The organism is Pseudomonas donghuensis, from assembly GCF_000696345.2.
Classification (GTDB): Bacteria; Pseudomonadota; Gammaproteobacteria; order Pseudomonadales; family Pseudomonadaceae; genus Aquipseudomonas; species Aquipseudomonas donghuensis.
Map to the genome: position 1 here is coordinate 3274483 of NZ_CP071706.1, position 23301 is coordinate 3297783.

Annotated in this window: 15 protein-coding genes; 6 read left to right on the forward strand and 9 right to left on the reverse strand. The window is 62.7% G+C overall.

The features are described 5' to 3' along the window. Positions 1–23 precede the first annotated feature (23 nt). From BV82_RS15295 to BV82_RS15305, 3 genes are all read right to left on the reverse strand, one after another. Positions 24–1391: an aminotransferase class I/II-fold pyridoxal phosphate-dependent enzyme gene (locus BV82_RS15295; RefSeq protein ID WP_244993520.1), complete on the reverse strand. Its 1368-nt coding sequence runs from the start codon at positions 1389–1391 to the stop codon at positions 24–26. Further along, positions 1388–2860 (reverse strand): hypothetical protein, encoded by a 1473-nt coding sequence (locus BV82_RS15300; RefSeq protein WP_145959322.1) that lies wholly within the window; start codon positions 2858–2860, stop codon positions 1388–1390. Before BV82_RS15300 ends, BV82_RS15295 begins: the two co-directional genes overlap by 4 nt. A 516-nt stretch (positions 2861–3376) precedes the next feature. After that, the gene (locus tag BV82_RS15305; RefSeq protein WP_010225212.1) at positions 3377–4402 is read right to left on the reverse strand and encodes a zinc-dependent alcohol dehydrogenase family protein; all 1026 of its coding nucleotides are present in this window, start codon (positions 4400–4402) and stop codon (positions 3377–3379) included. A 199-nt stretch (positions 4403–4601) separates the two neighbouring features. Between BV82_RS15305 and BV82_RS15310 the strand changes: the two genes are divergently transcribed. After that, a complete protein-coding gene (locus BV82_RS15310) occupies positions 4602–5516 on the forward strand; it encodes a LysR family transcriptional regulator (RefSeq protein WP_036997037.1) in 915 nt (304 codons plus the stop codon). A gap of 79 nt (positions 5517–5595) precedes the next feature. Here the strand turns inward: BV82_RS15310 and BV82_RS15315 are convergent, their stop codons facing one another. Next, positions 5596–11697: a DUF5801 repeats-in-toxin domain-containing protein gene (locus BV82_RS15315; protein WP_215444965.1), complete on the reverse strand. Its 6102-nt coding sequence runs from the start codon at positions 11695–11697 to the stop codon at positions 5596–5598. Between the two features lie 254 nt (positions 11698–11951). Here BV82_RS15315 and BV82_RS15320 point away from each other — a divergent pair, with 254 nt between their 5' ends. Beyond that, positions 11952–12692, forward strand: a complete 741-nt coding sequence (locus BV82_RS15320; RefSeq protein WP_010223555.1) for a Mut7-C RNAse domain-containing protein — start codon at positions 11952–11954, stop codon at positions 12690–12692. Positions 12693–12754: 62 nt separating this feature from the next. Here the strand turns inward: BV82_RS15320 and BV82_RS15325 are convergent, their stop codons facing one another. Next, positions 12755–13435 carry a phytanoyl-CoA dioxygenase family protein gene (locus BV82_RS15325; RefSeq protein WP_036995109.1) on the reverse strand — a complete coding sequence of 227 codons (681 nt, stop codon included), beginning with the start codon at positions 13433–13435 and terminating at the stop codon, positions 12755–12757. Positions 13436–13739: 304 nt separating this feature from the next. Between BV82_RS15325 and BV82_RS15330 the strand changes: the two genes are divergently transcribed. Together BV82_RS15330 and chrA are read left to right on the forward strand one after the other, a co-directional pair. Further along, entirely contained in the window at positions 13740–14681 is a 942-nt protein-coding gene (locus BV82_RS15330) for a chromate resistance protein ChrB domain-containing protein (RefSeq protein WP_081492804.1), read from the forward strand. Beyond that, positions 14674–16038, forward strand: a complete 1365-nt coding sequence (chrA, locus tag BV82_RS15335) for a chromate efflux transporter (protein WP_036995111.1) — start codon at positions 14674–14676, stop codon at positions 16036–16038. The genes BV82_RS15330 and chrA overlap by 8 nt, the downstream gene beginning before the upstream one ends. 93 nt (positions 16039–16131) lie before the next feature. Here the strand turns inward: chrA and BV82_RS15340 are convergent, their stop codons facing one another. From BV82_RS15340 to BV82_RS15355, 4 genes are all read right to left on the reverse strand, one after another. Further along, on the reverse strand, positions 16132–16776 hold the full coding sequence (locus tag BV82_RS15340) for a tetratricopeptide repeat protein (RefSeq protein WP_036995114.1): 645 nt from the start codon (positions 16774–16776) through the stop codon (positions 16132–16134). Positions 16777–16957: 181 nt separating this feature from the next. After that, a complete protein-coding gene (locus BV82_RS15345; RefSeq protein ID WP_010223560.1) occupies positions 16958–18298 on the reverse strand; it encodes an MFS transporter in 1341 nt (446 codons plus the stop codon). A 43-nt stretch (positions 18299–18341) separates the two neighbouring features. Then, complete coding sequence (locus tag BV82_RS15350; RefSeq protein WP_036995117.1) at positions 18342–19883, reverse strand: class I adenylate-forming enzyme family protein; 1542 nt, start codon at positions 19881–19883, stop codon at positions 18342–18344. A gap of 2 nt (positions 19884–19885) precedes the next feature. After that, complete coding sequence (locus BV82_RS15355) at positions 19886–21064, reverse strand: acetyl-CoA acetyltransferase (protein ID WP_010223562.1); 1179 nt, start codon at positions 21062–21064, stop codon at positions 19886–19888. Positions 21065–21191: 127 nt separating this feature from the next. Here BV82_RS15355 and BV82_RS15360 point away from each other — a divergent pair, with 127 nt between their 5' ends. Both BV82_RS15360 and BV82_RS15365 read left to right on the forward strand, forming a co-directional pair. Continuing rightward, entirely contained in the window at positions 21192–21764 is a 573-nt protein-coding gene (locus BV82_RS15360) for a LuxR C-terminal-related transcriptional regulator (protein WP_036995119.1), read from the forward strand. 55 nt (positions 21765–21819) lie between these two features. Next, positions 21820–23208 carry a hypothetical protein gene (locus tag BV82_RS15365; RefSeq protein WP_036995121.1) on the forward strand — a complete coding sequence of 463 codons (1389 nt, stop codon included), beginning with the start codon at positions 21820–21822 and terminating at the stop codon, positions 23206–23208. Positions 23209–23301 lie beyond the last annotated feature (93 nt).

A 23301-nucleotide genomic window follows, 5' to 3' on the forward strand; every position in this document is an offset into this window, starting at 1 on the left:
CCTGCTGGGTGCGCCGCAGCTCGTCACTGAGGATGCTCAGGCCGTACTGCAGGTCCCCTTGCGGCCCCAGCGGCCAGCCCAGGCGCAAATGCCGACGAAAGTCGCCACGCAAGCTGAACAGTTCGCCCGGGGCGATTACCAGGCCTTGCTGCAGCAAACGATGGAACAACGGCCGGGTATCCACCGGCGCCCGCACCCAGATACAGGCGCCACCCGCCGGCATCTGGAACTCCAACTGGCCCCCCCAGGTACAGCTGCATCTGCCGGTACAGGTGGCTCAGGCGCTCGTGCAAGCGCAAGCGCAGTTGCTCCAGGTGCCGGTCGATGCGGCCCTTGCTGTACAAACGTGCTACCGCTTGCTGGCGCAAGGGCGGCAAGCGAAAACCGCGCAACAGAAACTGCCGGTGCAAGGGCCCATGCCAGTTCCGGGACAGCAGGTAGGCATAAGGCGCCTCGGCACCGACACTGCGCTCCAGCGAAGAGAACACCAGCAAGCGTTGCGGGTCGACCAGCTCGCGCAGATAGCCCGCCGCCGCAGGCTGGAAGCACAGCTCGGCCTCCAGGTCGTTCTCCAGTAACCACACCCCGTGCACGTCAAGGAGCTGCGCCATGGCCTTGCGGTCAGCCTCCGGCATCAGGCTGCCCTGCGGGACACTCAGGCGTGACGACAGCATGGCCAGGCGCACCGGCTCTTCACGTAGCAGCCGGGCGAGCTGCTCGAGGTCCAGGCCACCCTCAGGGCCCAAGGGCAGTTCAATGACCCGAATCCGGGCAGCCTGAAACACCCGCAACAGGCGCCAGGAACAGGGTGTGGTGACCAGCACCGCACTGTTATGCAACTCAAGGGCCGCCAGGGTGGTCTCCAGCAACGAACGTACATCCAGCGCCAGGTAGACATCCTCGGCACTCCAGTACAGCTGCGCCGAGCGGGTGTAGCGCGCCGCCAGGGCGGTGCGCAGCTGCAGATCGCCCCATGGCTGGGGCGCACCGGCAAGCCGCGGATACTGACGCAACAGCTGGCGCTCGATACCCAACAGCGTTGCCTCGATCGATGGCAAGGCCTGCGCCTGGCCGCCGCTGAGCACCAGCATCTGCGGCGAGTTGGCATGCTCCTGCAGGTCCTGAAGCAAATCACCGCCACTGCGCGGCTGGCCGTCCAGTGCCGGCACCTTGGCAAAGTAGCCGGACTTGGGCACCGGCTGTACCCGGCCCTCATGCTCGAGCAGTGAATAGGCGTACTGCACCGTGGAAATCGACACGTCAAGGCGTTGAGCAAGGTCACGCAGCGAAGGCAGCTTGCTGTAACTGCCCGGTGCCATCTGAGCAATCAGTTCGACCAGGTAACGGTACACTGCCCGATAGGCGAACTCGCCTTGCGCCGGCGCTTTCATCCATGGCCGCCAGGCTGCTCGGCCTTGAGCCAGGTCCATGCCGTCGGCGCCAGGCGCAGGTGTTGCAGGTCCGCGCCGCGGCCCTGAATACGCGCCAGCAGCGAACGCGGCCGGGCACTGGGCTGCGGCTCTCGCTGATAGAGCATCTGCAGCAGTGGCAAACTCAGGCCGCTGATGTCGATCATCCATTGCACCACCGGCTCAGGCGCGGGCAACTGCTGCAACGCCTTGTGCAGATAGGGCAACGCCACCAGCATGCCGGGATGACAGCGGCGCAGAAATACCTCGAGCCGCAAGCCACGGGAGACGAATGGCGCAAACAGCTGGCAAACCAGTTGCGCCTCGCTCAGGCCATAGGCCTGCAAGGCAAACTCATTGGCCTGGGCCCGGCGTTGCTGCAACTGCTCGGCGTTCTGCCAGCGGCCCAACACGCGAACCTGCACGGCTCGCGGCAGACCATTGCGCTGCATCAGCAACCGCGCCTGGCGCAGGTAGGCATCGACACCTTCACGGTAATCGCTGTCTTCGATGAACTGCGCATGCAGCCCGCTCAGGTGCGCCAGCAGCAACGGATTGGCCGTGCCCGAGCGTGCGCAGGCGTAATACTGCTCATCAAAGCGATACCCCAGGAAGCGGTTCAAGCGCTCGTCATGGGGCACGTCGGGGTCGTGAACCAGATCATCGATGGTGATGAAGCGCATCGCCGGCGCACACACGTCACCGACCGCGGCCTGAGGGAAGGTTTTCGCCTGGCCGTACAACTGCTCCAGGTAGCGCCGCCGCAGTTCGCTCAAGCCCTCGCACAGTGAGGCGGCGCAACTGTGGATAGGCCTGATGCTCAGCAGGTCCTCCTCACGCAGGGCCCTGCGGCTCCAGGCCAGGTAGCGCCTGCGCTCAAGCAGCGGCTGGGCGCTGATGATGGCGTCGACGCCGCCACGCCAGTCGAGGGCCTGGCGACACAGCTCGGCCAGGCGCAAGTAGCCATGGCTGCCAAAACCTGCGCGTGGCAGCCCTGCCAGCAAATGACCGAACAGCAGCAGTTCATGACGTTCAGCCTGCTGTTGACTGGCAGAAGGACAGTGCCGGCTGTCAAAAGGCAGCAACTGCTGATCGACGAGCATCAACAGTTCGACCCGTGGGTCGTCATGCAGGAACAACGCCGAGAAGCCGTGCTCGATATTGCTCACCGCCGTAGCGCTCATGCCCGGCTGGCGGACCACGGCAACGCGCAGCTGAAACGTACCCGGCGACCGCGCAGCAATGCTCAACTGCGCCGCGCGCAGGCAGGCCAGCGCATGGCTGGCATTCTGGCTGCCATCCTGGGTGAACATCAGCTTGAACCCGCCAATGCGTTCGATACCGCCGGCTGCGACGATCAAGCGCTGTATCAGCAGTTGCAAGGACGCCCGCTGGGCTTGTGACAAGTGCTCCAGCAAGCGCTGCAACACTTGCTGATAAATATATTGCATGGCCTGATCGTGAATGCTGCCCATAACACATACCCGCTATTCAGAATATGGCGACCTGAAAGAAAAATACCCCAGCGAAGAACTTTCAATCAGCAAAGGAGGATAAACAAAATTCATCCTAAGAAACTTCCTACAACCTCCTACGGAAAATAACTTCAGAAACTATTATTCCTCCTGGCTCCCCCTCCCCAGCCTGGCAGCACAACGCCTCTAACCCTCGGCTTACGACCCATCTTGCCTCGCTCCATGAGACGACCATTGACGAACTATTATCGGGCGTTGCCGGGCGAATAAAAGATACAGATCAGGGTAAAAAAACAATTCAGAACCGGCCACCCAACAGTTATTATTCAGACAACATCACAGCACTTTTCCTCTTGTTTGAACATAGCAAGAATACTGTCGTAACACCGGGAAAAGTCACCGTGGAAATATCCGAAACCAGCCTAGGAAATACCCACAAAAAAGCCCGAGTCACGGCTCGGGCTTCAGTGTTGTTGCGTTTCGTTGCGCGTATTACCCGGGCAACGACAGGTCCAGCACCAGCCTGCCGCCGCACGGACACTCGTCCATGTAGCGATGTGCCTCGACCACTTTCTCGAACGGATAGGTCTTGATGATCAGCGGCGTGAGCAGTTTGTCGGCGGTGAACTGGTTGATATCGCGCAGGGCACGCTGCAGCGCCACCTGGTCCTGACTGATGCCCAGTTCCGGCTTGCCGGTGAAGTTGCCGATGCAATGGACGAAGAACTGGATGTTCTTCTGGAACGCCGCGCAGGCCGGGAACGGCGTCTGGTTGCCGCCCTGCAGGCCGTACAGCACCAGGCTGCCCCGCGGCGCCAGGGCATCACCGAGCAGGGCCATCTGCGGGCCGCCGAGGCCGTCAAGCACCATGTCGACACCGCGGTTGTCGGTGTACTTGTTGATCTGCATGAGCAAGTCCTGCTCTTCGGTGACGATCACCTTGTCGGCACCGAGCCTGATCAGGTAGTCACGCTGGTCGGCCTCTTTGGTCGCGGCGAACACTTTCAGGCCCAGGGCCTTGCCCAACTGCACGAAAGCAGGGCCGGCGCAGTGGCTGGCGTCGGTGATCAGCGCCGTTTGCCCGGCCTTGGCCCGGGCCAGGTCGACAAAGGCAAAATAGGCGATCAGCAGCGGCGTGTAATGCACGCTGGCCTCGACCGGCGAGAGAATGTCCGGATAACGGGTCAGCGCGTTGCGCGGCATGACGATGACTTCACCGTAGACCGGATGCTCGTTGGCACTGCTGGCCGGAAAACTGGCGACCTTGTCACCGATAGCCAAGTCGTCGACACCCTCGCCCACGGCTGTGACCACGCCCGCCATCTCGTGCCCGATCCCGGCAGGCAGGCGCGCCTGAGACGGCGCCAGGTTCTGCCGCCAGAGCACGTCGTACCAGCTGATGCCGATCGCTTCTACACGAATCTGCACCTCGCCGGCGGCCGGCTGCGCCTGAGCCTGCTCTTCGATCTTGAGCACCTCGGCCGGGCCGAACTTGTGGAAACGGATCATGCGGGACATCGCAAACCTCGCCAATTGAACCTCTAATGCCCTGAACTCTATCCGGGCTTTGACGGTTAGACCATCAGTGGCCATTAATAGTCAACATGCCTGTCATTGATTGATGCTAGTTCAGCCTTCATCAATTTATGCGGTGCAGGGTACCAGCCTTTACCCGTAAGATTCACCCCTGCCCCAACCGCCTTGTGAAGCCGAGCCGATGAACCGTAACGACTTGCGTCGCGTCGACCTGAACCTGCTGATCGTCTTCGAGACCCTGATGCACGAGCGTAGCGTGACCCGCGCGGCGGAGAAACTCTTCCTCGGCCAGCCGGCCATCAGCGCCGCCCTCTCGCGCCTGCGCAACCTGTTCGATGATCCGTTGTTCGTGCGCACCGGGCGCAGCATGGAACCATCGGCGCGGGCCATGGAAATCTTCGCCCTGCTCTCGCCGGCACTGGACTCGATCTCCACCGCGGTCAGCCGCGCCGCCGACTTCGATCCGGCCACCAGCACCACGGTGTTTCGTATCGGCCTGTCCGACGACGCCGAGTTCGCCCTGCTGCCGCAATTGCTCAAGCGCGTGCGCGCCGAAGCCCCGGGCATCGTCCTGGTGGTGCGCCGGGTCAACTACCTGCTGATGCCGGCGCTACTGGCCTCGGGGGAAATCTCCGTGGGCGTCAGCTGGACCAACGACCTGCCGGCCAACGCCAAACGCAAGGTGCTGCGGCGCAGCAAACCCAAGGTACTGCGGGCTGACAGCATGCCGGGCAGCCTGAGCCTTGACGACTTCTGCGCCCGCCCCCACGCCCTGGTGTCGTTTGCCGGCGACCTGGGCGGGTTCATGGACGAGATCCTGGAAAAGGTCGGGCGCAAGCGCCATGTGGTCCTCGCGGTGCCGCAGTTCAACGGCCTGGGCAGTTTGCTGACCGGCACCGACATCATCGCCACCGTACCCGACTACACCGCCGAAGTCCTGACCGCCGCCGGCGGCCTGCGCGCCGAGGACCCGCCGCTGGAGGTGCAGACCTTCGAGCTGCACATGGCTTGGCGCGGGTCGCAGGATAATGATCCGGGGGAGCGGTGGTTACGGTCGAGGATTCAGATGTTTTTTGGGGATCCGGATAGCCTTTGAGCAAAGGCTCATATTGGAACTGCAAAAAAATGCGAGAGTGGTTTGCACCACCCTCGCATCCTTTCACACATGCGCGGCCTCAGGCACCGCCAAACACAATGTCGCTATTGAGCAGATCGACCCCGACCAGGGTGATGGTCGTTGTCTGTCCGCCCGTCTCGGCAACCGTCACGATGCTGTCTGCACCGCTGTTGTCGATCGATTGGACAACGGCGCTCTGGTCGCCGTTGAGCACCAGCGTGTCGCGCAGGCTTAGGCTCACATCGAAGCCGGTGACCTGGTACAGGTTCTCGGCGACTGACAGATCGATGTTGAAGGCATCCTGCTCACCGCCCGTGCCGATCAGGGTGAAGTCGAACGTTGCGTTGGCCGCGTCGTTGGCGAACAGGTTGGCGTCGAACGCACTGGTCGCTGTGTCCCCGTCCTTGTCCGTCAGCGTCGCATTGAACGCCAGCTTGACATCGCTGGCCAGGCTCTCGGTCTCCTGGATGAACTGGATCACCGGGATCTTGATCTCGCCCCTGGCCATCGTCAGCTGAACCGCGTCGATCAGCGCCGTGCCCTGCTTCTCAACGAGGAAGGAGACCTGTCCACCGGCCTCCGGCGTCAGGGTGTTGACCTCGATGAGGTTGGAGAACGTGCCATCCTCGTAGTAGATCCTGTAGTACAGGTCCTCGGTCGCCGTGTTGTATCCCCCCACGGAGTTGTCGATGAACACCCTCATGGCTGTCAGCAGGCTCTCCGGGTTGATGACGAAACTTTCATCGGCGTTGCTGATGGCTGCCAGGTTGTCCCCTTGGAAGAGGTTATTGGCAACGCCAATGCCGGCTGTGCTGACGTTCATGGCCGCCGGGTCTATGTACGCTGGCAAGGGGTTGGTCTGCAGCGCAGCTTCAGTGGGGTCGGGTTCTCCGAGCCCGATGCCGGTCAGGATGTCCGCCGTAGACGCAAGCGCCTTGGCGGAAAAGAACACAATCTCCTCGGAGGGCGAAGGGATAGCCGGGTCATCCGGCTCTGGAATCAACAAGGTGCGCACCGGGTCCGGACCGCCGGCAGCGAGTGCGCCGTCGGCACTGCTGAGCACGATCGTCGAAGCAAAGCCTTGCACCAGATCCAATGCATAGCTGCCATTGGCAAAGGCGGTCAGCGTGTAGTCGACGGTGGTGTCCGCCGTTGCGGCGTTGTTGTCGAAGTCACCGGTCAAGGTCCCGGCGAACTGGTACGCACCATTGAGGTCCGGCGAGGGCACCAGCTCGGTGAGCGTGCCGGTCCCGGTCGTGGTCGTGTTGTCGGGCCTGACGAGGGTGAACTGGCCATTGACCAACGAGATGTTCAGGCCCGTCGCCCCCAGCCCATCGGCACCGGCCGACTTGCTCCAGAAGCCGTATTGCGCAAGGACGCTACCGGTCCCGATCAGGTTGCCGAATGCGAGTGCCGGGCCGTCGTCCTTGATCACCAGGTTCTGCCCGATGTTGAGGGTGGCCTGGGCGCTGTCACCGTCCTTGTCGGTCTTGGTTGCCGTCAGGGTCACCAGGTTGTCCGAGGCCAGGCTGGTCGAATCATCCGGATTGGTCGCGTCGGGATGGATCACGGCGCGGAGCTGGTCGAGGGTGACGTCACCGTTGGCGGCAACGCTGACGGTGAGCACCAGTTGATTGGTCGTGGCCGTGCGGCCTTCCACCACGCCGCCGTTGAGCGATAGGTTGACTGCCTCACCGGTGGCGGAATCGGTCAGCCCGGAGGCCCCGGCCACCACGCCCAGCGCATAGGTCAGCGTGCCAGCACCATCGGCGCCAAACGCCGAGGTGAAGTTGGCGGCAAAGTTTTGCGTGGCGTCGGTTGTTAGTACGGTTTCGTCCACCGTCAGCGTCAGTTCCGTACCGGTGGTGCTGATACTCGGGCCATCGTCCTTGAACACCAAGTTCTGCCCGATGTTGAGGGTGGCCTGGGCGCTGTCACCGTCCTTGTCGGTCTTGGTTGCCGTCAAGGTCACCAGGTTGTCCGAAGTCAAACTGGTGGAGTCATCCGGATCGGTCGCGTCGGGATGCACCACGGCGCGAAGCTGGTCGAGGGTGACATCACCGTTGGCAGCGACGCTGACGGTGAACACCAGTTGGTTGGTCGTCGCCGTGCGGCCTTCCACCACTGTGCCATTGAGCGACAGGTTGACCGCCTCACCGCTGGCGGTGTCGGTCAGTCCGGAGGCCCCGGCCACCACGCCCAGCGCATAGGTCAGGGTGCCAGCACCATCGGCGCCAAACGCCGAGGTGAAGTTGGCGGCGAAGTTCTGCGTGGCGTCGGTTGCCAGCACGGTTTCGTCCACCGTCAGCGTCGGATCGGTGCCAGTGGTGCTGATGCTTGGGCCGTCATCCTTGAACACCAGGTTCTGCCCGATGTTGAGGGTGGCCTGGACGCTGTCGCCGTCCCCGTCGGTTTTGGTTGCCGTCAGGGTCACCAGGTTGTCCGAGGTCAAACTGGTGGAGTCATCCGGATCGGTCGCGTCGGGATGCACCACGGCGCGAAGCTGGTCGAGGGTGACATCACCGTTGGCAGCGACGCTGACGGTGAACACCAATTGGTTGGTCGTCGCCGTGCGGCCTTCCACCACTGTGCCATTGAGCGACAGGTTGACCGCCTCACCGCTAGCAGTGTCGGTCAAGCCGGAAGCTCCGGCCACCACGCCCAGCGCATAGGTCAGGGTGCCAGCACCATCGGCGCCAAACGCCGAGGTGAAGTTGGCGGCAAAGTTCTGCGTGGCGTCGGTTGCCAGCACGGTTTCATCGACGGTCAGCGTTGGCTCGGTGCCGGTGGTGCTGATGCTTGGGCCGTCATCCTTGAACACCAGGTTCTGCCCGATGTTCAGGGTCGCCTGGACACTGTCGCCATCTCCGTCGGTTTTGGTTGCCGTCAGGGTCACCAGGTTGTCCGAGGTCAAACTGGTGGAGTCATCCGGATCGGTCGCGTCGGGGTGGACCACGGCGCGAAGCTGGTCGAGGGTGACATCACCGTTGGCAGCGACGCTGACGGTGAACACCAGTTGGTTGGTCGTCGCCGTACGGCCTTCGACTACTGTGCCATTGAGCGACAGGTTGACGGCCTCACCGCTAGCAGTGTCGGTCAAGCCGGAAGCTCCGGCCACCACGCCCAGCGCATAGGTCAGGGTGCCGGCGCCATCGGCGCCAAACGCCGAGGTGAAGTTGGCGGCAAAGTTCTGCGTGGCGTCGGTTGCCAGCACGGTTTCATCGACGGTCAGCGTTGGCTCGGTGCCGGTGGTGCTGATGCTTGGGCCGTCATCCTTGAACACCAGGTTCTGCCCGATGTTCAGGGTCGCCTGGACACTGTCGCCATCTCCGTCGGTTTTGGTTGCCGTCAGGGTCACCAGGTTGTCCGAGGTCAGGCTGGTCGAGTCATCCGGATCGGTCGCGTCGGGATGGACCACGGCGCGAAGCTGGTCGAGGGTGACGTCACCGTTGGCAGCGACGCTGACGGTGAACACCAGTTGGTTGGTCGTCGCCGTGCGGCCTTCGACCACACCGCTGTTGAGCGACAAGTTGACCGCCTCACCAGTGGCCGTGTCGGTCAGCCCCGAGGCCCCGGCCACCACGCCCAGCGCATAGGTCAGGGTGCCGGCACCATCGGCGCCAAACGCCGAGGTGAAGTTGGCGGCGAAGTTCTGCGTGGCGTCGGTTGCCAGCACGGTTTCATCGACGGTCAGCGTTGGCTCGGTGCCGGTGGTGCTGATGCTTGGGCCGTCATCCTTGAACACCAGGTTCTGCCCGATGTTCAGGGTGGCCTGGGCACTGTCGCCGTCCCCGTCGGTTTTGGTTGCCGTCAGGGTCACCAGGTTGTCCGAGGTCAAACTGGTGGAGTCATCCGGATCGGTCGCGTCGGGATGCACCACGGCGCGAAGCTGGTCGAGGGTGACGTCACCGTTGGCAGCGACGCTGACGGTGAACACCAGTTGGTTGGTCGTCGCCGTACGGCCTTCGACTACTGTGCCATTAAGCGACAGATTGACCGCCTCACCGCTGGCCGTGTCGGTCAGCCCCGAGGCCCCGGCTACCACGCCCAACGCATAGGTCAGGGTGCCGACACCATCGGCGCCAAACGCCGAGGTGAAGTTGGCGGCAAAGTTCTGCGTGGCGTCGGTTGCCAGCACGGTTTCATCGACGGTCAGCGTTGGCTCGGTGCCGGTGGTGCTGATGCTTGGGCCGTCATCCTTGAACACCAGGTTCTGCCCGATGTTCAGGGTGGCCTGGACACTGTCGCCATCTCCGTCGGTTTTGGTTGCCGTCAGGGTCACCAGGTTGTCCGAGGTCAAACTGGTGGAGTCATCCGGATCGGTCGCGTCGGGATGCACCACGGCGCGAAGCTGGTCGAGGGTGACATCACCGTTGGCAGCGACGCTGACGGTGAACACCAGTTGATTGGTCGTCGCCGTGCGGCCTTCCACCACTGTGCCATTGAGCGACAGGTTGACGGCCTCACCGCTAGCAGTGTCGGTCAAGCCGGAAGCTCCGGCCACCACGCCCAGCGCATAGGTCAGGGTGCCGGCGCCATCGGCGCCGAACGCCGAGGTGAAGTTGGCGGCAAAGTTCTGCGTGGCGTCGGTTGCGAGTACGGTTTCATCGACGGTCAGCGTTGGCTCGGTGCCAGTGGTGCTAATGCTCGGGCCGTCGTCCTCGAAGATTATCTTCGAGCCGATTTCGGCGGTCGTGGTAGAGGCTTGGCGCATCGTGAAGCCACCGATATCGAAATCGGCGTGGTTATTGCCCTTGGCGTCGATGGCCGCGCCATTCTCGATGAGCACGCGGTTGTGGTCGGCCGTTGTGGTGTACTCAATCTGGTAGCCGGCCTTAACGCCGGTGATGGTGGCAACCCCGGAAGCAAAGCTGATGACAATGGCCGGATCATTCACCGAGCCGTCCGAGTTCTCGATCACCAGCCCGGTGCTGATGTTGATGACGCGAACATTGCTGATTGCAACCGACGCATCATTGGCATAACCGTTGATGAAATTCACGCCAGGTTCAGCAGCGGTGCTGAATGCGCTGATTTTTACCACCGCGCTCTTGCCGCTTTGCAACTGCACGACGTCGAACGCGGCCGACCTCGTATTGAAGACGTCGGTAAAGTCGATGTTGGCTTCAACATCTGCTTCGTTCTGACTAAGGTTGGGAACGGTCACATTCTGCCTGGCACCGGTGACGAACGAAAAACGGATGCCTTCCTGCTCCACGATCATCTGATTGTTGGTGCCAAAGGTGGTCGGCCCCCCCCCCTGGCTGGTGTTGATCGTGTCGCCCGTCGTTATATTGGCGCCGCTTGACTGGTCGGCGGGGTCCTTGCCGGTGGCGATAACGGTCGGATCCGTGATCCGCAGGACCCCACCGTCGTCAACCACGGTCGGGTTCGCCGTCGTGAACATCAGGAACAGGTTCTGCCCGGAGGGCGCATTGGCCAGGCTGAATCCCAGGTCCTGGCTGGCGCCGATGAACACCTTGTCCAGCAGGTTGAGGGCATCGTCCGGGTTACTGGCATCCGGATGCTTGAGCGGCTGGTATTCCACGGTCCAGATCTTGCCGCCGGTGACCGGCGATCCGGTTTCTTCAATGTAGGCCGCGAACACGATTGCGCCGGCTGGGCCCCCGGCTCGGCCCAGCAGGATGTTGTTGTTGGTATCGGTATAGAGAAGGATGCTGGTGCCATCGAGGGTATCGAGTCCGCTGTCCAGGCCATTGAGCGGTGCGCCCAGGCTGTCGGTGAAGCTGACATCGGTAACGCTGCCGCCGGGTGCAGCGGTGATGGTGAAAGCATCACTGCCGGTGTTGCCCACCGCACCTGTATAACCACTCAGGGCTGCACCTGTTGCGGTACCGGCCCCCAGCGCTGTCAAGCGGGTAGCGAAGACCGAGGGCAGCGCCGAGATCAGAATGTCATTGTCGTCAGCGTCTCCCGCAGGGCTTGCGGTGGCCGTGCTGTTTTGCAACCCGGCGGTTTCGTCCAGCGAAACGTTCACCCCCGTCGCCTCGACGCTCAGGGCGCAGGCGGTGGTGATGGCAGTGCTGGCGGGGGCGGCGTCTGTCGGGTTGGTGGAGGCGATCGTGATGGGAAACAGGTTGGCATCCGTGTCATCGGTAAGGTCGCTCGTCGGCGATGCGATTTTTTTGCGGATAGTCATGGCTTTCTCCCGAGCAATCCCGGCCCCAGAGGCCGGAGCGTGGACCTTTACTGCTACCATCCACCACTGTGAACGAGCGCCGGGGATTGCGCATCGGCCGATACTCCTAGGCAACATGGGAGTTTCAGCCTACCTGGGAGGGAGAACGGGCGACCAAGGCGTGCGTCGCCTGCTCCGTTGCTGAATGAGGGGATCCGGATAGTCGTTGACCGGGCTCGACGCGCTCATCCTGCAGCCCTGCCATACTGATCAGCATGACCAGTGCAACCTTCCGCTTCTACGAAGAGCTCAACGATTTCCTGCCGGCCGAACGGCGGCGGCAGTCCTTCACCTGCGAGTGCGCGCGCGGGGCCACGGTCAAGCACATGATCGAGGCGCTTGGGATACCGCACACCGAGGTCGAGCTGGTGCTGCTCAACGACGAGTCAGTGGGCTTCGAGCGGGTGGTCTTCGACCGCGACCGGCTTGCGGTGTATCCCAAGTTCGAAGCGCTGGACATCAGCCCGCTGCTACAGGTTCGTGCGCAACCTTTACGGGTGCTGCGCTTCATCGCTGATGCGCACCTTGGCGGGCTGGCCAGCCTGCTGCGCATGAGTGGCTTCGACACGCTCTACGACAATGGCTTCGAGGACGCCGAGATTGCCGAAATCGCTGCGCAGCAAGGACGCATCGTGCTAACCCGCGACCGCGAACTCCTCAAGCGGCGGATCATCAGCCACGGCTGTTACGTGCATGCCCTGAAGCCGTCGCTGCAACTGCGCGAATTGTACGAGCGCCTCGACCTGGCGCGTAGCGCGCGGCCATTCAGCCTGTGCCTTCACTGCAACCAGCCGCTGCACGAGATCAGCCCGGAACTGGCCCGGCCGCAGGTGCCGCCACGCATTGGCGCCCTCTATTCGCAATTCCTGCGCTGCGACGCCTGCCAACGGGTTTACTGGGAGGGTTCGCACTGGCGCGGCATGTGTGCACTGCTGGCACCGCTGCTGGACCAATAGCCAAGCGCATCGGGCCGTCTGCGTTGCCAGGGATAACTGGCTTTTGCGTCAGGTAGGTCAGGTTATATAGCCCCAAAGGCAAAGTCCGAAGGATCGAACCGATCGGTCGTGTCCATCCGAACACTTCGCAGGCTCACTGTTTCCAGGTGTGACGCGTACAGAAACTCAGAAAAGTAGCTAATCAGGAGGGAGCGACGGCGTGCGCCGATTGAGCTCAGACTGCCCGCATGCACCAAATCGACATCAAACACCAGGATGTCGCCAGCGGAGCCTGAAAGCTGCACAGACCGGGACTCGTCACTGAAGTCGAATGGCGGCTCTCCCTGCCCAGGGCGATGGCTGCCGGGGACGATACGTGTCGCGCCGTTCTCAGGACCATAATCGTCGAAATAAGCCAGCGCGCTCACTATGTCGCCTGGCCGTTGGGCCGACAAGTCGCGGTGCAGCTGCTGATGACCGTCACCTGCAAGGGGTTCGCGCCCCTCCACCTGCGAGAGGAAGAACCGTTCTCCGATCAACTCACCAACCGCCGCCAGCACCCGCGGCAGGCGACACACAGCCTGAACCGTCGAGTCTGTGTCCAACAGCGAATGGCGCCAGCCCATGCCACGCGGCACTGGCCATTGGCCCGATGGCTTCACCCCCGCATCGAACATTGCACGAAGGTCACCCAGCCACTCGTCCGGGATTGCTCGACGGAGCAGCACATAGCCATCTCGATGAAGTTGTTCGCGGTCAGTCATAGCGTCCTCAATGCCCTTACCACCCATGCGTCTTGCAGAACGGCCCTGGACTGGACTAAAGCATTGGGCAATAGTCAGCCAATGATCAAGCGTAGCGTTTACGAGCCCAGTGAGCGGAGCGGATTCACCGTTGCAAGAGTACATGCAGCTGACTGGCTGATGAACGCGGATGAACTGCTGCGCTCGCACGGCGCATACACCACGTTTTTTCCCGCCCGCCCTGGTTATCCCGGCAGGATGAGATTGACTTCGGCCTGATCGAGTTTAATGTAGAGTACATGACGTTAATTGTTGAGAGATCTACATGGTCGGTTGGTCGCTATTGATTCTTGGTCTACCAACAGCGAATGCGACCGAGCGAATGCGTGCCTGGAGGACCCTGAAGTCTTCAGGCGCGACGGTTTTGCGCGACGGTGTCTATCTGCTCCCCGAGTTCAGCGTGAGCAAAGATGCATTCGAGACGGTTGAGCGAGACGTACTTAGCCTCAATGGCACGGCATACTTGCTGACGTTTTCGGCGCCGGAAGAACGCTTCAGTGCGCTGTTCGACCGAAGCGATGACTACACCAAGCTGCTGGAAGACATTGCTGGCTGCCGAGCAGCGCTGACTCAGGACAATGCACTTCAAGTAGCGCGGCAGGTGAGAAAGCTCAGGAAGGCCTATGGCCAGTTGACGACCATCGATTTTTTCCCTGGCGCACCCAAAGCCCAGGCCGACTCAGCGCTTCAAGACCTGGAGACGGCAATCAGTCGAGCGCTGTCTGCCGACGAGCCGACAGCCTATGAACAGCCGATCATCGTTCTTGATCGCAGCGCGTTTCAAGGGCGTAAATGGGCGACCCGAAAGCGCCCGTGGGTAGACCGGCTTGCCTGCGCCTGGTTGATCCGCCGCTTTATCGATACGGACGCCAAAATCATCTGGCTGGATAGCCCGAAGGACTGTCCTGGCGATGCGCTCGGCTTCGATTTCGATGGGGCGCAGTTCAGCCACACCGGCCAGCGAGTCTCCTTCGAGACCCTCATTGCCAGCTTTGCCCTTGAAGTATCGGGGCTATCGCGACTTGCCGCCGTCGTTCACTACCTGGACGTGGGGGGGAGCCAGCCCGTTGAAGCCCCAGGGATTGAGCGTGTCCTCACCGGATTGCGGGAAAGTATTCTCGATGATGATCAACTGACCCAGGTTGCCGGGGGCATCTTTGATGGCCTCCTGGCGGCTTTCGCAAGCGAGGATGTTGCCAATGGTTGATACAACCTCTGCAATTAGCGATCAGCCGCATGCTGCTCCGCCGCCTGTCGGCTTGTTTGAAGCATTGCTGTTCTGGCTCAAACTTGGCTTCATCAGCTTTGGCGGCCCGGCAGGTCAGATTTCGATCATGCACCAGGAGCTGGTCGAGCGTCGGCGCTGGATCAGTGAAAAGCGGTTTCTACACGCGCTGAACTATTGCATGCTGCTGCCCGGCCCGGAGGCCCAGCAGCTTGCGACTTACATCGGTTGGTTGATGCACCGTTCCTGGGGCGCAGTGATTGCCGGGGCGCTGTTCGTGCTGCCGTCGCTTTTTATCCTGATCGGATTGTCCTGGGTCTATGTGGCCTTTGGCGAGGTGCCGGTGGTGGCCGGGATCTTCTACGGTATCAAGCCTGCGGTGACGGCGATTGTGGTTCACGCCGCTCACCGGATCGGCTCTCGGGCCCTGAAGAACGCTTGGCTTTGGGCGATTGCCGCAGCCTCCTTCGTGGCCATTTTTGCGCTGAGCGTGCCGTTCCCGGTGATCGTGCTGGTTGCCGGTATCACTGGTTATATCGGTGGCCGCTTTGCCGCGGACAAGTTCGTCATTGGCGGCGGGCATGGTGCTGCGAAAGCCAATTACGGCCCCGCCCTGATCGATGACGACACGCCAACGCCCGAGCACGCGCGCTTTCGCTGGGCGCATCTACTGCGCCTGGCGCTGATTGGTGCCGGGTTGTGGCTACTGCCAATGGGGGCATTGATAGGGTCGTTTGGCTGGGACAGCACCCTGACCCAGATGGGCTGGTTTTTCACCAAAGCCGCTTTGCTGACATTCGGCGGCGCCTACGCGGTGTTGCCTTACGTCTACCAGGGTGCCGTTGGTCATTACGGCTGGCTGACGCCTACCCAGATGATTGACGGGCTCGCGTTGGGCGAAACCACTCCTGGGCCACTCATCATGGTGGTGGCATTTGTGGGGTTTGTCGGCGGGTATCTCAATCCAATGTTTGGTGCCGATCAGCCTTTCCTTGCCGGCGCAATCGCAGCCAGCCTCGTCACTTGGTTTACGTTCCTGCCGTCTTTCCTTTTCATCCTGGCTGGCGGACCGTTGGTGGAGTCGACTCATAACGAGCTGAAGTTCACCGCCCCGCTCACCGGCATCACCGCCGCAGTGGTAGGCGTAATCCTCAACCTGGCGCTGTTCTTCGGTTATCACGTGCTTTGGCCAAACGGCTTCAACGGCACGTTTGATTGGCCATCCGCGCTGATCGCGGTCGGTGCCGCCGTCGCCTTGTTTCGCTTCAAACGGGGAGTCATTCAAGTGCTGTTAGCCTGCGCGCTGGTTGGTATGACAGTGCATTTGCTACAGCGGTGAGGTGGAATAGATATGAACGTCCGCTTTGTCCCTCCCACAACGTGGCCGGCAACGCTACCGGCCGACGGCGGCCAGACCTGGATACGCAGAAACTCACCCGTGCACCAGGTAAGCCCCTGACGGAACCCGATACCGCAGTTTCTTGCATTTGCCGGGTGCGGGCTGATGCCCCGGCGGGCGATCAGGAAACCAGATTCGGCATTTACCCGGAGGCGGCAAATGGCTGCGGGGAATTACCACTGCATCGTACCCAGGCTGCGTGGATTGTTCGGCAACGCCCAGTGCTGCCTCGCTGCGCCTTTGCGCCTGCTCTTGCGGCCTCTTCTGTGCTGCGACCAGGTCCGCCTTGACGCTGGGCGGGATACCCGAAGACCGGGCCTGCTGCGCCGCCTGGATCAATTGGAAGTTGCGGTTGCGTAACTCGACGTTGCGACCAACCCGCATGTTCGAGCGCACCGCCAAGGTTTCAGCCTGCTGGTATTGCCCCTGCTGAAGACGCAAGACACCAAGGTAATGCAGCGTCGCGGGATTGTTCGGCTGGATATGCAGGGCTCGCTCCAGCGTGGCAGCGGCTTGGTCCAACTGGCCATTTTCATATTGCCGCGAGGCGGTTTCGATGAGGGTGGTTGATGCGCTGTTACTGTGCGCTGGCGCTCTTCGCTCAGCCGCAACCGAACCAAGCGACGCGACGGCGCAGAACACCAGGATCAGACCCGGGAGAAAACTCTTGGTTGGCATCAGGGGGCGGACTCGACTGATCTCGGACGGCACTGGCGTAAACAGACCACAGTGCTGCTCGGCATTGCCGATACAGGGCCCCCATTGACCTGCCCAGTACCCTGAAGTTCCCGCTGCAGCCGCCACCGTAACTTCGATTGTGACAGGCGGCGCCAGCCAACGCTGGCGCCGACCGACGCGCTCAAGGCTGCAGATTCACCAACCCTGGCACCGCCGCGCTACCCTCGTGCCGAACGTCATGGCCACACGCAACGAAATCCTCCTTGCGCAGCACCACCAGTGCCAGCAACGACGCGACCCCGGTCGCCACGTAGAAGTACCAGGGCGCGGTGATGTCGCCGGTGAGCTTGATCAGCCAGGTGGAAATCAGCGGCGCACTACCGCCAAACACCGCCACCGGGATGTTGTAGGCCACGGCGATGCCGGTGGAGCGGATGCGCGTTGGCAGCAGCTCGCTCATCAGCGCGTAGGTCGAGGACGCGTACAGCCCGAACAGGATCGCCACGGCCATCAACGGCCAGAACAAGGTGGCCGGGGTGGCGCCGGGCGCGGCCTTGAAGAACCAGTACATGGCCAGGGTCGCCAGGGTGCCGATCACCATCAGGAACGGCTTGCGCCCGTAACGATCGGTGAAGGCGCCGCCGAAGGGCATGACCACCGCCGCCGAAAGGCTGGCGACGAACACGTAGAGCAAGGTGGTACCGCTGTCGAACTTGAGGGTGTTGGACATGTAGGTCGAGGCGAAGGTCAGCACCAGGTAGAAGATCGAGCTGTGCAGGGTGATGATGAAGAACACCAGGGCAATCGAGCGCTTCCACTGCCAGACCTCGCGCAGCGGCGCCTTCGAGGTCTGCCCGGCCTCTACCAGGGCGAGGAACTCCGGGCTGTCCTCAAGCTTCAGGCGGATGTACAGCGAGATGAAGCCCAGCGGCCCAGCGATCAGGAACGGGATCCGCCAGCCCCAGTCCTGCATCAGGTCGGCGCCCAGGGCCCAGGTCATACCGTTGGCCACGGCGCCGCCCAGGAGCAGGCCGAGCACGGCGGTGACCATCAGCCAGCAGGTGGCGAACCCCCGGCGCCCGGGGCCGGCATATTCGGAAATGAAGCTGGTGATGGTGCCGATTTCGCCACCGGCGGAGAAGCCCTGCACACAGCGGATCAGCACCAGCATCACCGGCGCGGCAATGCCGATGCTGGCGTAGGTTGGCAACAGGCCCAGCAGGCAGGTGGAGCCGGCCATCATCACCAGCACGGTGATCAGGGTCTTGCGCCGGCCGATCTTGTCGGCCAGAGGGCCGAAGAACAGGCCGCCCAGGGGCCGGATGAAGAAGCTCAAGGCAAAGGCCGCAAAGCTTGCCAGCAGGCTGCTGGTGGGGTCGTCAGAGACGAAGAAGGCCTTGCCGATGTACAAGGCCAGGAAACCGTAGACGCCATAGTCGTACCACTCAATCAAGTGGCCGGAAGTGGCGCCGATGAAGGCCCGGCGCCGCTGGCGCTGGGAGTTGAAAGATGACACACCCATCGTGGGGACTCCTGTCGTAGTGCTATCCATGAAATGCAGTGTTTCAGAGGTTGCTCAAAGGCCCCGTGGGGTCTTGCAGCCACTGACGCAAGCGGGTCTTGAGAATTTTGCCATAGCTGTTCTTCGGCAGCTCGGCGCAAAACAGGTATTTCTTCGGTTTTTTGAACGAGGCCATGCGCGCCAGGAACCAATCGTTGAGCGCCTGTGCATCGAGGCTGTGGGGCGTGCGCAGGACCACGAAGGCCACCACCGACTCGCCCCAATGGGCATCGGCCTCCCCCACCACGCACACTTCGAACACCTCGGGGTGCTGGATCAGCACTTCCTCGACTTCCCGCGGGTAGATGTTGCTGCCACCGGAGATGATCACATCCTTGCTGCGATCGGTAAGGGTCAGGTAGCCCTGTTCATTGAGGAACCCTATGTCGCCGGTACGCAGCCAGCCATCCACCAGGGCCTCCTGGGTGGCTTGCGGGTTGTCCCAGTACCCCTGCATCACCGCCGCCCCGCGCACGGCGATTTCCCCGGGTTCGCCGGGGGCCAGGGGCAGGCCTTGCGCATCCACCACGCGCACCTCGACGCAGGCGTGGGCACGCCCGACCGAGGCGGCAATGACCGGCCAGTCGGCATGCCCGCGGTCGGCGATGGCCTCCCGCGACAGCGCGCTGATGGTCATCGGGCATTCGCCCTGGCCGTAAATCTGCACCAGGCGCGGGCCAAAGGTGTCCAGGGCCTCGGCGAGGTCGGCCAGGTACATGGGCGCCCCGCCGTAGACGATGGTCTTGATCCCTTCGCCGCAATAGCCCTGCTGCCGGGCCTGGCCGACCATGCGCTTGACCATGGTCGGCGCGGCAAACAGGCTGACCTGGCCCAGCGCCTGCGCCAGCTCGAACAACTCCGCCGCCTGGAACCCCCGGGACGCCGGCACCACGTGCCGGGCGCCGCAGCGCACATGGATGAAGTTGTACAGGCCGGCGCCGTGAGACATCGGCGCGGCATAGACCACCGCGTCTTCTGCGGCCACCGGATCGACGTCCAGCGGATAGCACAAGGACATGGCGATCAGGTTGCCATGGGACAGCATCACCCCCTTGGAACGCCCGGTGGTGCCGGAGGTGTAGAACAGCCAGGCCAGGTCGCTGTCCTCCCGCGGGTGCGGCGCCAGCAGTTCATCGCCCGGCAGCTGGCCTGGATCGGCCAGCCCGGGCGCGGCCAGCTCACGGCAGCCAGCCGGCAGCGACGCGCGGTCAAAGACCTCGCCCTCATCGGTATAGACCAACCGGGCCCCGGCATTGCCGGCTATCCAGGCCGCTTCCCGTGCGTGCAGCTTGCTGTTGATCGGAACCGCCACCGCCCCGCTCCACCAGATGGCATACAGCAATTCGAGATAGCCGCAGCTGTTCTTCATCAGCAACGCCACCCGGTCACCAGGCACGATGCCGTACTCATGGCGCAGTTGCAGGGCGCGTGCCCGGGCCTGGGCGGCGAACGCCTGGTAGTCGGCAACCTCGCGGCACCCCTCGAACAGCGCCGCCCGCCGCGGCCAGCGCTGGGCCGCAGCGTGCAGCCAATGGGCGATGTTCATCCTCAGACCTTGACCGCTTGCAGGACGCTGGCGTAGTTGGCCACCGCCATGCCGCCCATGTTGAACAGCAAGCCGAACTCGGCACCGGGCACCCCCAGGCCGATGGGTTTACCGACCAGTTGGGCAAAGCCCAGGGCATGCATCGATACCCCGGTGGCCCCCACCGGATGCCCCTTGGCCTTGAGCCCGCCGGAGAGGTTCACCGGCAGGCGGCCGCCCTGGCGTACGATGCCCGCGTCCAGCACCCGGTGGCCCTCGCCCTTGGGCGCCAGGCCCATGGCTTCGTAGATCAGCAGTTCGGCGATGGTGAAGCAGTCGTGGACCTCGGCGAAACTCAAGTCGCCGAGGGTCACCCCGGCCTCGCGCAGGGCCCCTTGGATAGCCCGTTGCGGCCCTTCGAAGGCCAGCATGTCGCGGCGCGACAAGGGCAGGAAGTCGTTCACCTGGACCATGGCGCGGATCGCCACCTGGCGCCGCATCGAACGGGCGCGCCGCGGCGAGGCGAGGATGATCGCCGCCGCGCCGTCACTGATCAGCGAGCAGTCGGTCAGGCGCAGTGGTGGAGCGATCAGCGGGTTGCCCTGGGAAACATTGTTACAGTGTTCGAAGTCCATCACCCGGTGCATCTGCGCCAGGGGGTTGGCCATGGCATTGGCGTGATTCTTCACCGCGATCGCGGCCATCGAGGCCAAGGGGCTGTGGTAGCGCTCGGCGTACTGCTGCGCCACCTGGCCAAACAGCTGGGCGAAGCTCAGGCCGGCTTCCTGGAGGGCATTCTGGTAGCCGGCGCCGGCCAGGGCCCGGGTGACTTCGACGGTGCTGTTGCCGGTCATTTTCTCCGCGCCGACCACCAGTACCAGTTCGGCGGCACCGCTGCGAATCGCGTTGATCCCGGCCTGGATCGCCGCTGAGCCTGAGGCGCAAGCGTTCTCGCAGCGCGTGGCGGGCTTGAAGCGCAGTTGCGGGTCGGCCTGGAGCATCAGCGAAGCGGGGAAACCATCGGCCACCAGGCCGGCGTTGAAGTGCCCGAGAAACAGCGCGTCGATTTCTGCTGCGTCGATCGCCGCGTCCGCCAGGGCTTCGCGGGTAACCTGGACGATCAGGTCCTCGAGGTTCAGGCCGTCCAGGCGACCGAAAGGGCTGTGGGCGGCAGCGACGATGGATACGGAATCGTGAGTCATGGTGATTTTCTTCTGTCCTTGAAGCGCGTATTCCATACAATGATTCAGCGCCCGAATCACACGCTAGTTGGGGCAACTACTTACGCCAGTAAGTAGTACCCGAGATAAACCCGAGGCAGGATGCCTGATGACCGTACACGACCCGCGATTCCAGGACCTCGAGCGCCTGGCCTTCCAGGTTTCCCCCGCGCCGCAGATGATCACCGGCCATCGGCGGATGCTCGACTGCAACCAGGCGTTCGTCCGCCTGTTCGGCTACGAGCGCGAGCATTTGCAGGGCCACCTGACCCTGCTGCTGTACCCCTCCCAGGCCGACTACCAGAGCATCGGCGAGCGCAGCGAGCACTGGCTGCGCAACGGCCCCGGCGCCTTCTACTCCGACGAGCGCTTCATGCAGCATCGCAACGGCGAGGTGTTCTGGGCCCGGGCCCACGGGTTTTCCCTGACGGTGGAAGACCCGTTCAAACTGATGGTCTGGCATTTCGAGCGCCTGGATCGCCAGCCGGCGCCGACCATCCAGCTGACTCCGCGCGAACGGGAGATTTCGCTGCATATCGTCAATGGCCTGACCTGCAAGGAAGTGGCGCGCAAGCTGGGCATTTCCCACCGCACCGTGGAAGTCCACCGCGCCCGGCTGATGAAGAAACTTCAGGCCAAGAACAGCGCAGAGCTGGTGTCGAAAATTATCTTCATCAGTTGAGCACCAGTGCAGGTCAGGTAAAATCGCGCTTTTTTTTGACCAAGAGCTTTTTTGCATGGATGCCCGTTTCTCGCTTTCATTAGCCCTGCCGCTCGCCCTCGCCGCCTGCAGCACCCCGCCCAAGCCGCAACCACCGGCCAAGCACCCTGGCCTTGAAGTGTTCGAACGAGTGATCAACGAATCGGCCGCGCCCGATTCGATCATCCGTCAAGGCGACCAGATCACCTACATGATCGCGCCCTCCGCGAGCAACCCCTGGGTCACCCGCTTTGACGCCTCCTGCAGCCAGCCCAGCGGCAGCATGTTCTATCCCACCAAACGGGGCATGCAGGCGTTTTCTGACAACGACGATTCCAGCAACCTTCCGCAACCACAGTTGCAGGTGCTGCAGCGCAGCGAACAACTCAAAAATGCCTGCGCCTATCGCGCCGTGCCTGACTGGCGAGCGCTGGACACCGCGCCAGTTCAAGACTGGCTGGTGTTGGACCGTAACAGCGCGATTCACGAGGATGGCGTACTCAAGATCTGGACGAGCATTCAACTTGCCAACTATCAAGCAGTCAAAGGGTACGGCCAGATTGCACAACTGCATGAGCGCCTGGCCATCGACTGCAAGCAGCGCACTTTCAAGCCGTTGAGCGACTTCAAGGTGGACGACAATGGCCGGGTGTACAACGGCAAGGTCAATCTGGACACCCCAATGATGCCGCAGGCACAGGCCGACAGCGGACAACAACGCCTGATCGAAGCTGCCTGCCAGCCCGCTGCCACCTGGGCCCAGATGGCGATGCCCCCTGTGCGCACGCCACTGCCGCCGCAGCTCGATACACCCAAGACGGCGCCAGCCGTGCTGGCGGCGATCAATACCCTGCAACTGCCCGAACCGCGCTTGACGCTACAGGCTTTGCACTATCGCTACGACGCCTTGGTGCTCAACGGCATGAAGATCACCGGCGTGCAGCGCAAGGACATCTTCAGCCGTGACCCGCAGAGCGGCCAGCTGCTGCTGCAGCCAGTGGATTCGGTGCTGGGCACCAAGCTGCTGCTGACGTTCCGCGGCCTGATCGAGCTGGCCAACCGCTCGTTCGACCGCAACAACGGCAACCAGGTAGAAGACTCCTTGCACGTCATCGGCTTGAGCTTCACAGGCGACTGGCAACGCCTGCCGGAACACAGCGAAGTGGCCTATGACCTGGTCCAGGCCACCACCACGGGGCCTTTCACCACTACCGTCACCTGCAAGGTCGGCGCCGCGCTGCCAGCCAGTCAGATAAACCCCGCCTTGCAAGGCATGGCCAAGCCGCTGAGCTGTTCCAAGCACAAAACGGCTACTTCTGAATGGGCCGAGAGCTACCACTACCTCGAAGATTACGGGGTGTTTGTGCAGGCGGTGCAGAATAGCCCGTTGGGGCGCTGGACATGGCGAGTGGAGTCGGTTCTCTAAGACGGCTGTCATACCGTTAGCTGCCCTTTCAACCGAGCGTGTGCCATTGGCCGCCATGGGTCGGTTTCCACCCTTGTCGCGCAGGCATATTTC

What these genes read in the sequence shown, in the direction of transcription:
- BV82_RS15350 (WP_036995117.1), bottom strand. Translation starts at nt 19,883, where the DNA reads ATGAACATCGCCCATTGGCTGCACGCTGCGGCCCAGCGCTGGCCGCGG.
- BV82_RS15300 (WP_145959322.1), bottom strand. Translation starts at nt 2,860, where the DNA reads ATGCAATATATTTATCAGCAAGTGTTGCAGCGCTTGCTGGAGCACTTG.
- BV82_RS15330 (WP_081492804.1), top strand. Translation starts at nt 13,740, where the DNA reads ATGGTCGGTTGGTCGCTATTGATTCTTGGTCTACCAACAGCGAATGCG.
- BV82_RS15340 (WP_036995114.1), bottom strand. Translation starts at nt 16,776, where the DNA reads ATGCCAACCAAGAGTTTTCTCCCGGGTCTGATCCTGGTGTTCTGCGCC.
- chrA (WP_036995111.1), top strand. Translation starts at nt 14,674, where the DNA reads ATGGTTGATACAACCTCTGCAATTAGCGATCAGCCGCATGCTGCTCCG.
- BV82_RS15360 (WP_036995119.1), top strand. Translation starts at nt 21,192, where the DNA reads ATGACCGTACACGACCCGCGATTCCAGGACCTCGAGCGCCTGGCCTTC.
- BV82_RS15325 (WP_036995109.1), bottom strand. Translation starts at nt 13,435, where the DNA reads ATGACTGACCGCGAACAACTTCATCGAGATGGCTATGTGCTGCTCCGT.
- BV82_RS15315 (WP_215444965.1), bottom strand. Translation starts at nt 11,697, where the DNA reads ATGACTATCCGCAAAAAAATCGCATCGCCGACGAGCGACCTTACCGAT.
- BV82_RS15295 (WP_244993520.1), bottom strand. Translation starts at nt 1,391, where the DNA reads ATGAAAGCGCCGGCGCAAGGCGAGTTCGCCTATCGGGCAGTGTACCGT.
- BV82_RS15345 (WP_010223560.1), bottom strand. Translation starts at nt 18,298, where the DNA reads ATGGGTGTGTCATCTTTCAACTCCCAGCGCCAGCGGCGCCGGGCCTTC.
- BV82_RS15305 (WP_010225212.1), bottom strand. Translation starts at nt 4,402, where the DNA reads ATGTCCCGCATGATCCGTTTCCACAAGTTCGGCCCGGCCGAGGTGCTC.
- BV82_RS15365 (WP_036995121.1), top strand. Translation starts at nt 21,820, where the DNA reads ATGGATGCCCGTTTCTCGCTTTCATTAGCCCTGCCGCTCGCCCTCGCC.
- BV82_RS15355 (WP_010223562.1), bottom strand. Translation starts at nt 21,064, where the DNA reads ATGACTCACGATTCCGTATCCATCGTCGCTGCCGCCCACAGCCCTTTC.
- BV82_RS15320 (WP_010223555.1), top strand. Translation starts at nt 11,952, where the DNA reads ATGACCAGTGCAACCTTCCGCTTCTACGAAGAGCTCAACGATTTCCTG.
- BV82_RS15310 (WP_036997037.1), top strand. Translation starts at nt 4,602, where the DNA reads ATGAACCGTAACGACTTGCGTCGCGTCGACCTGAACCTGCTGATCGTC.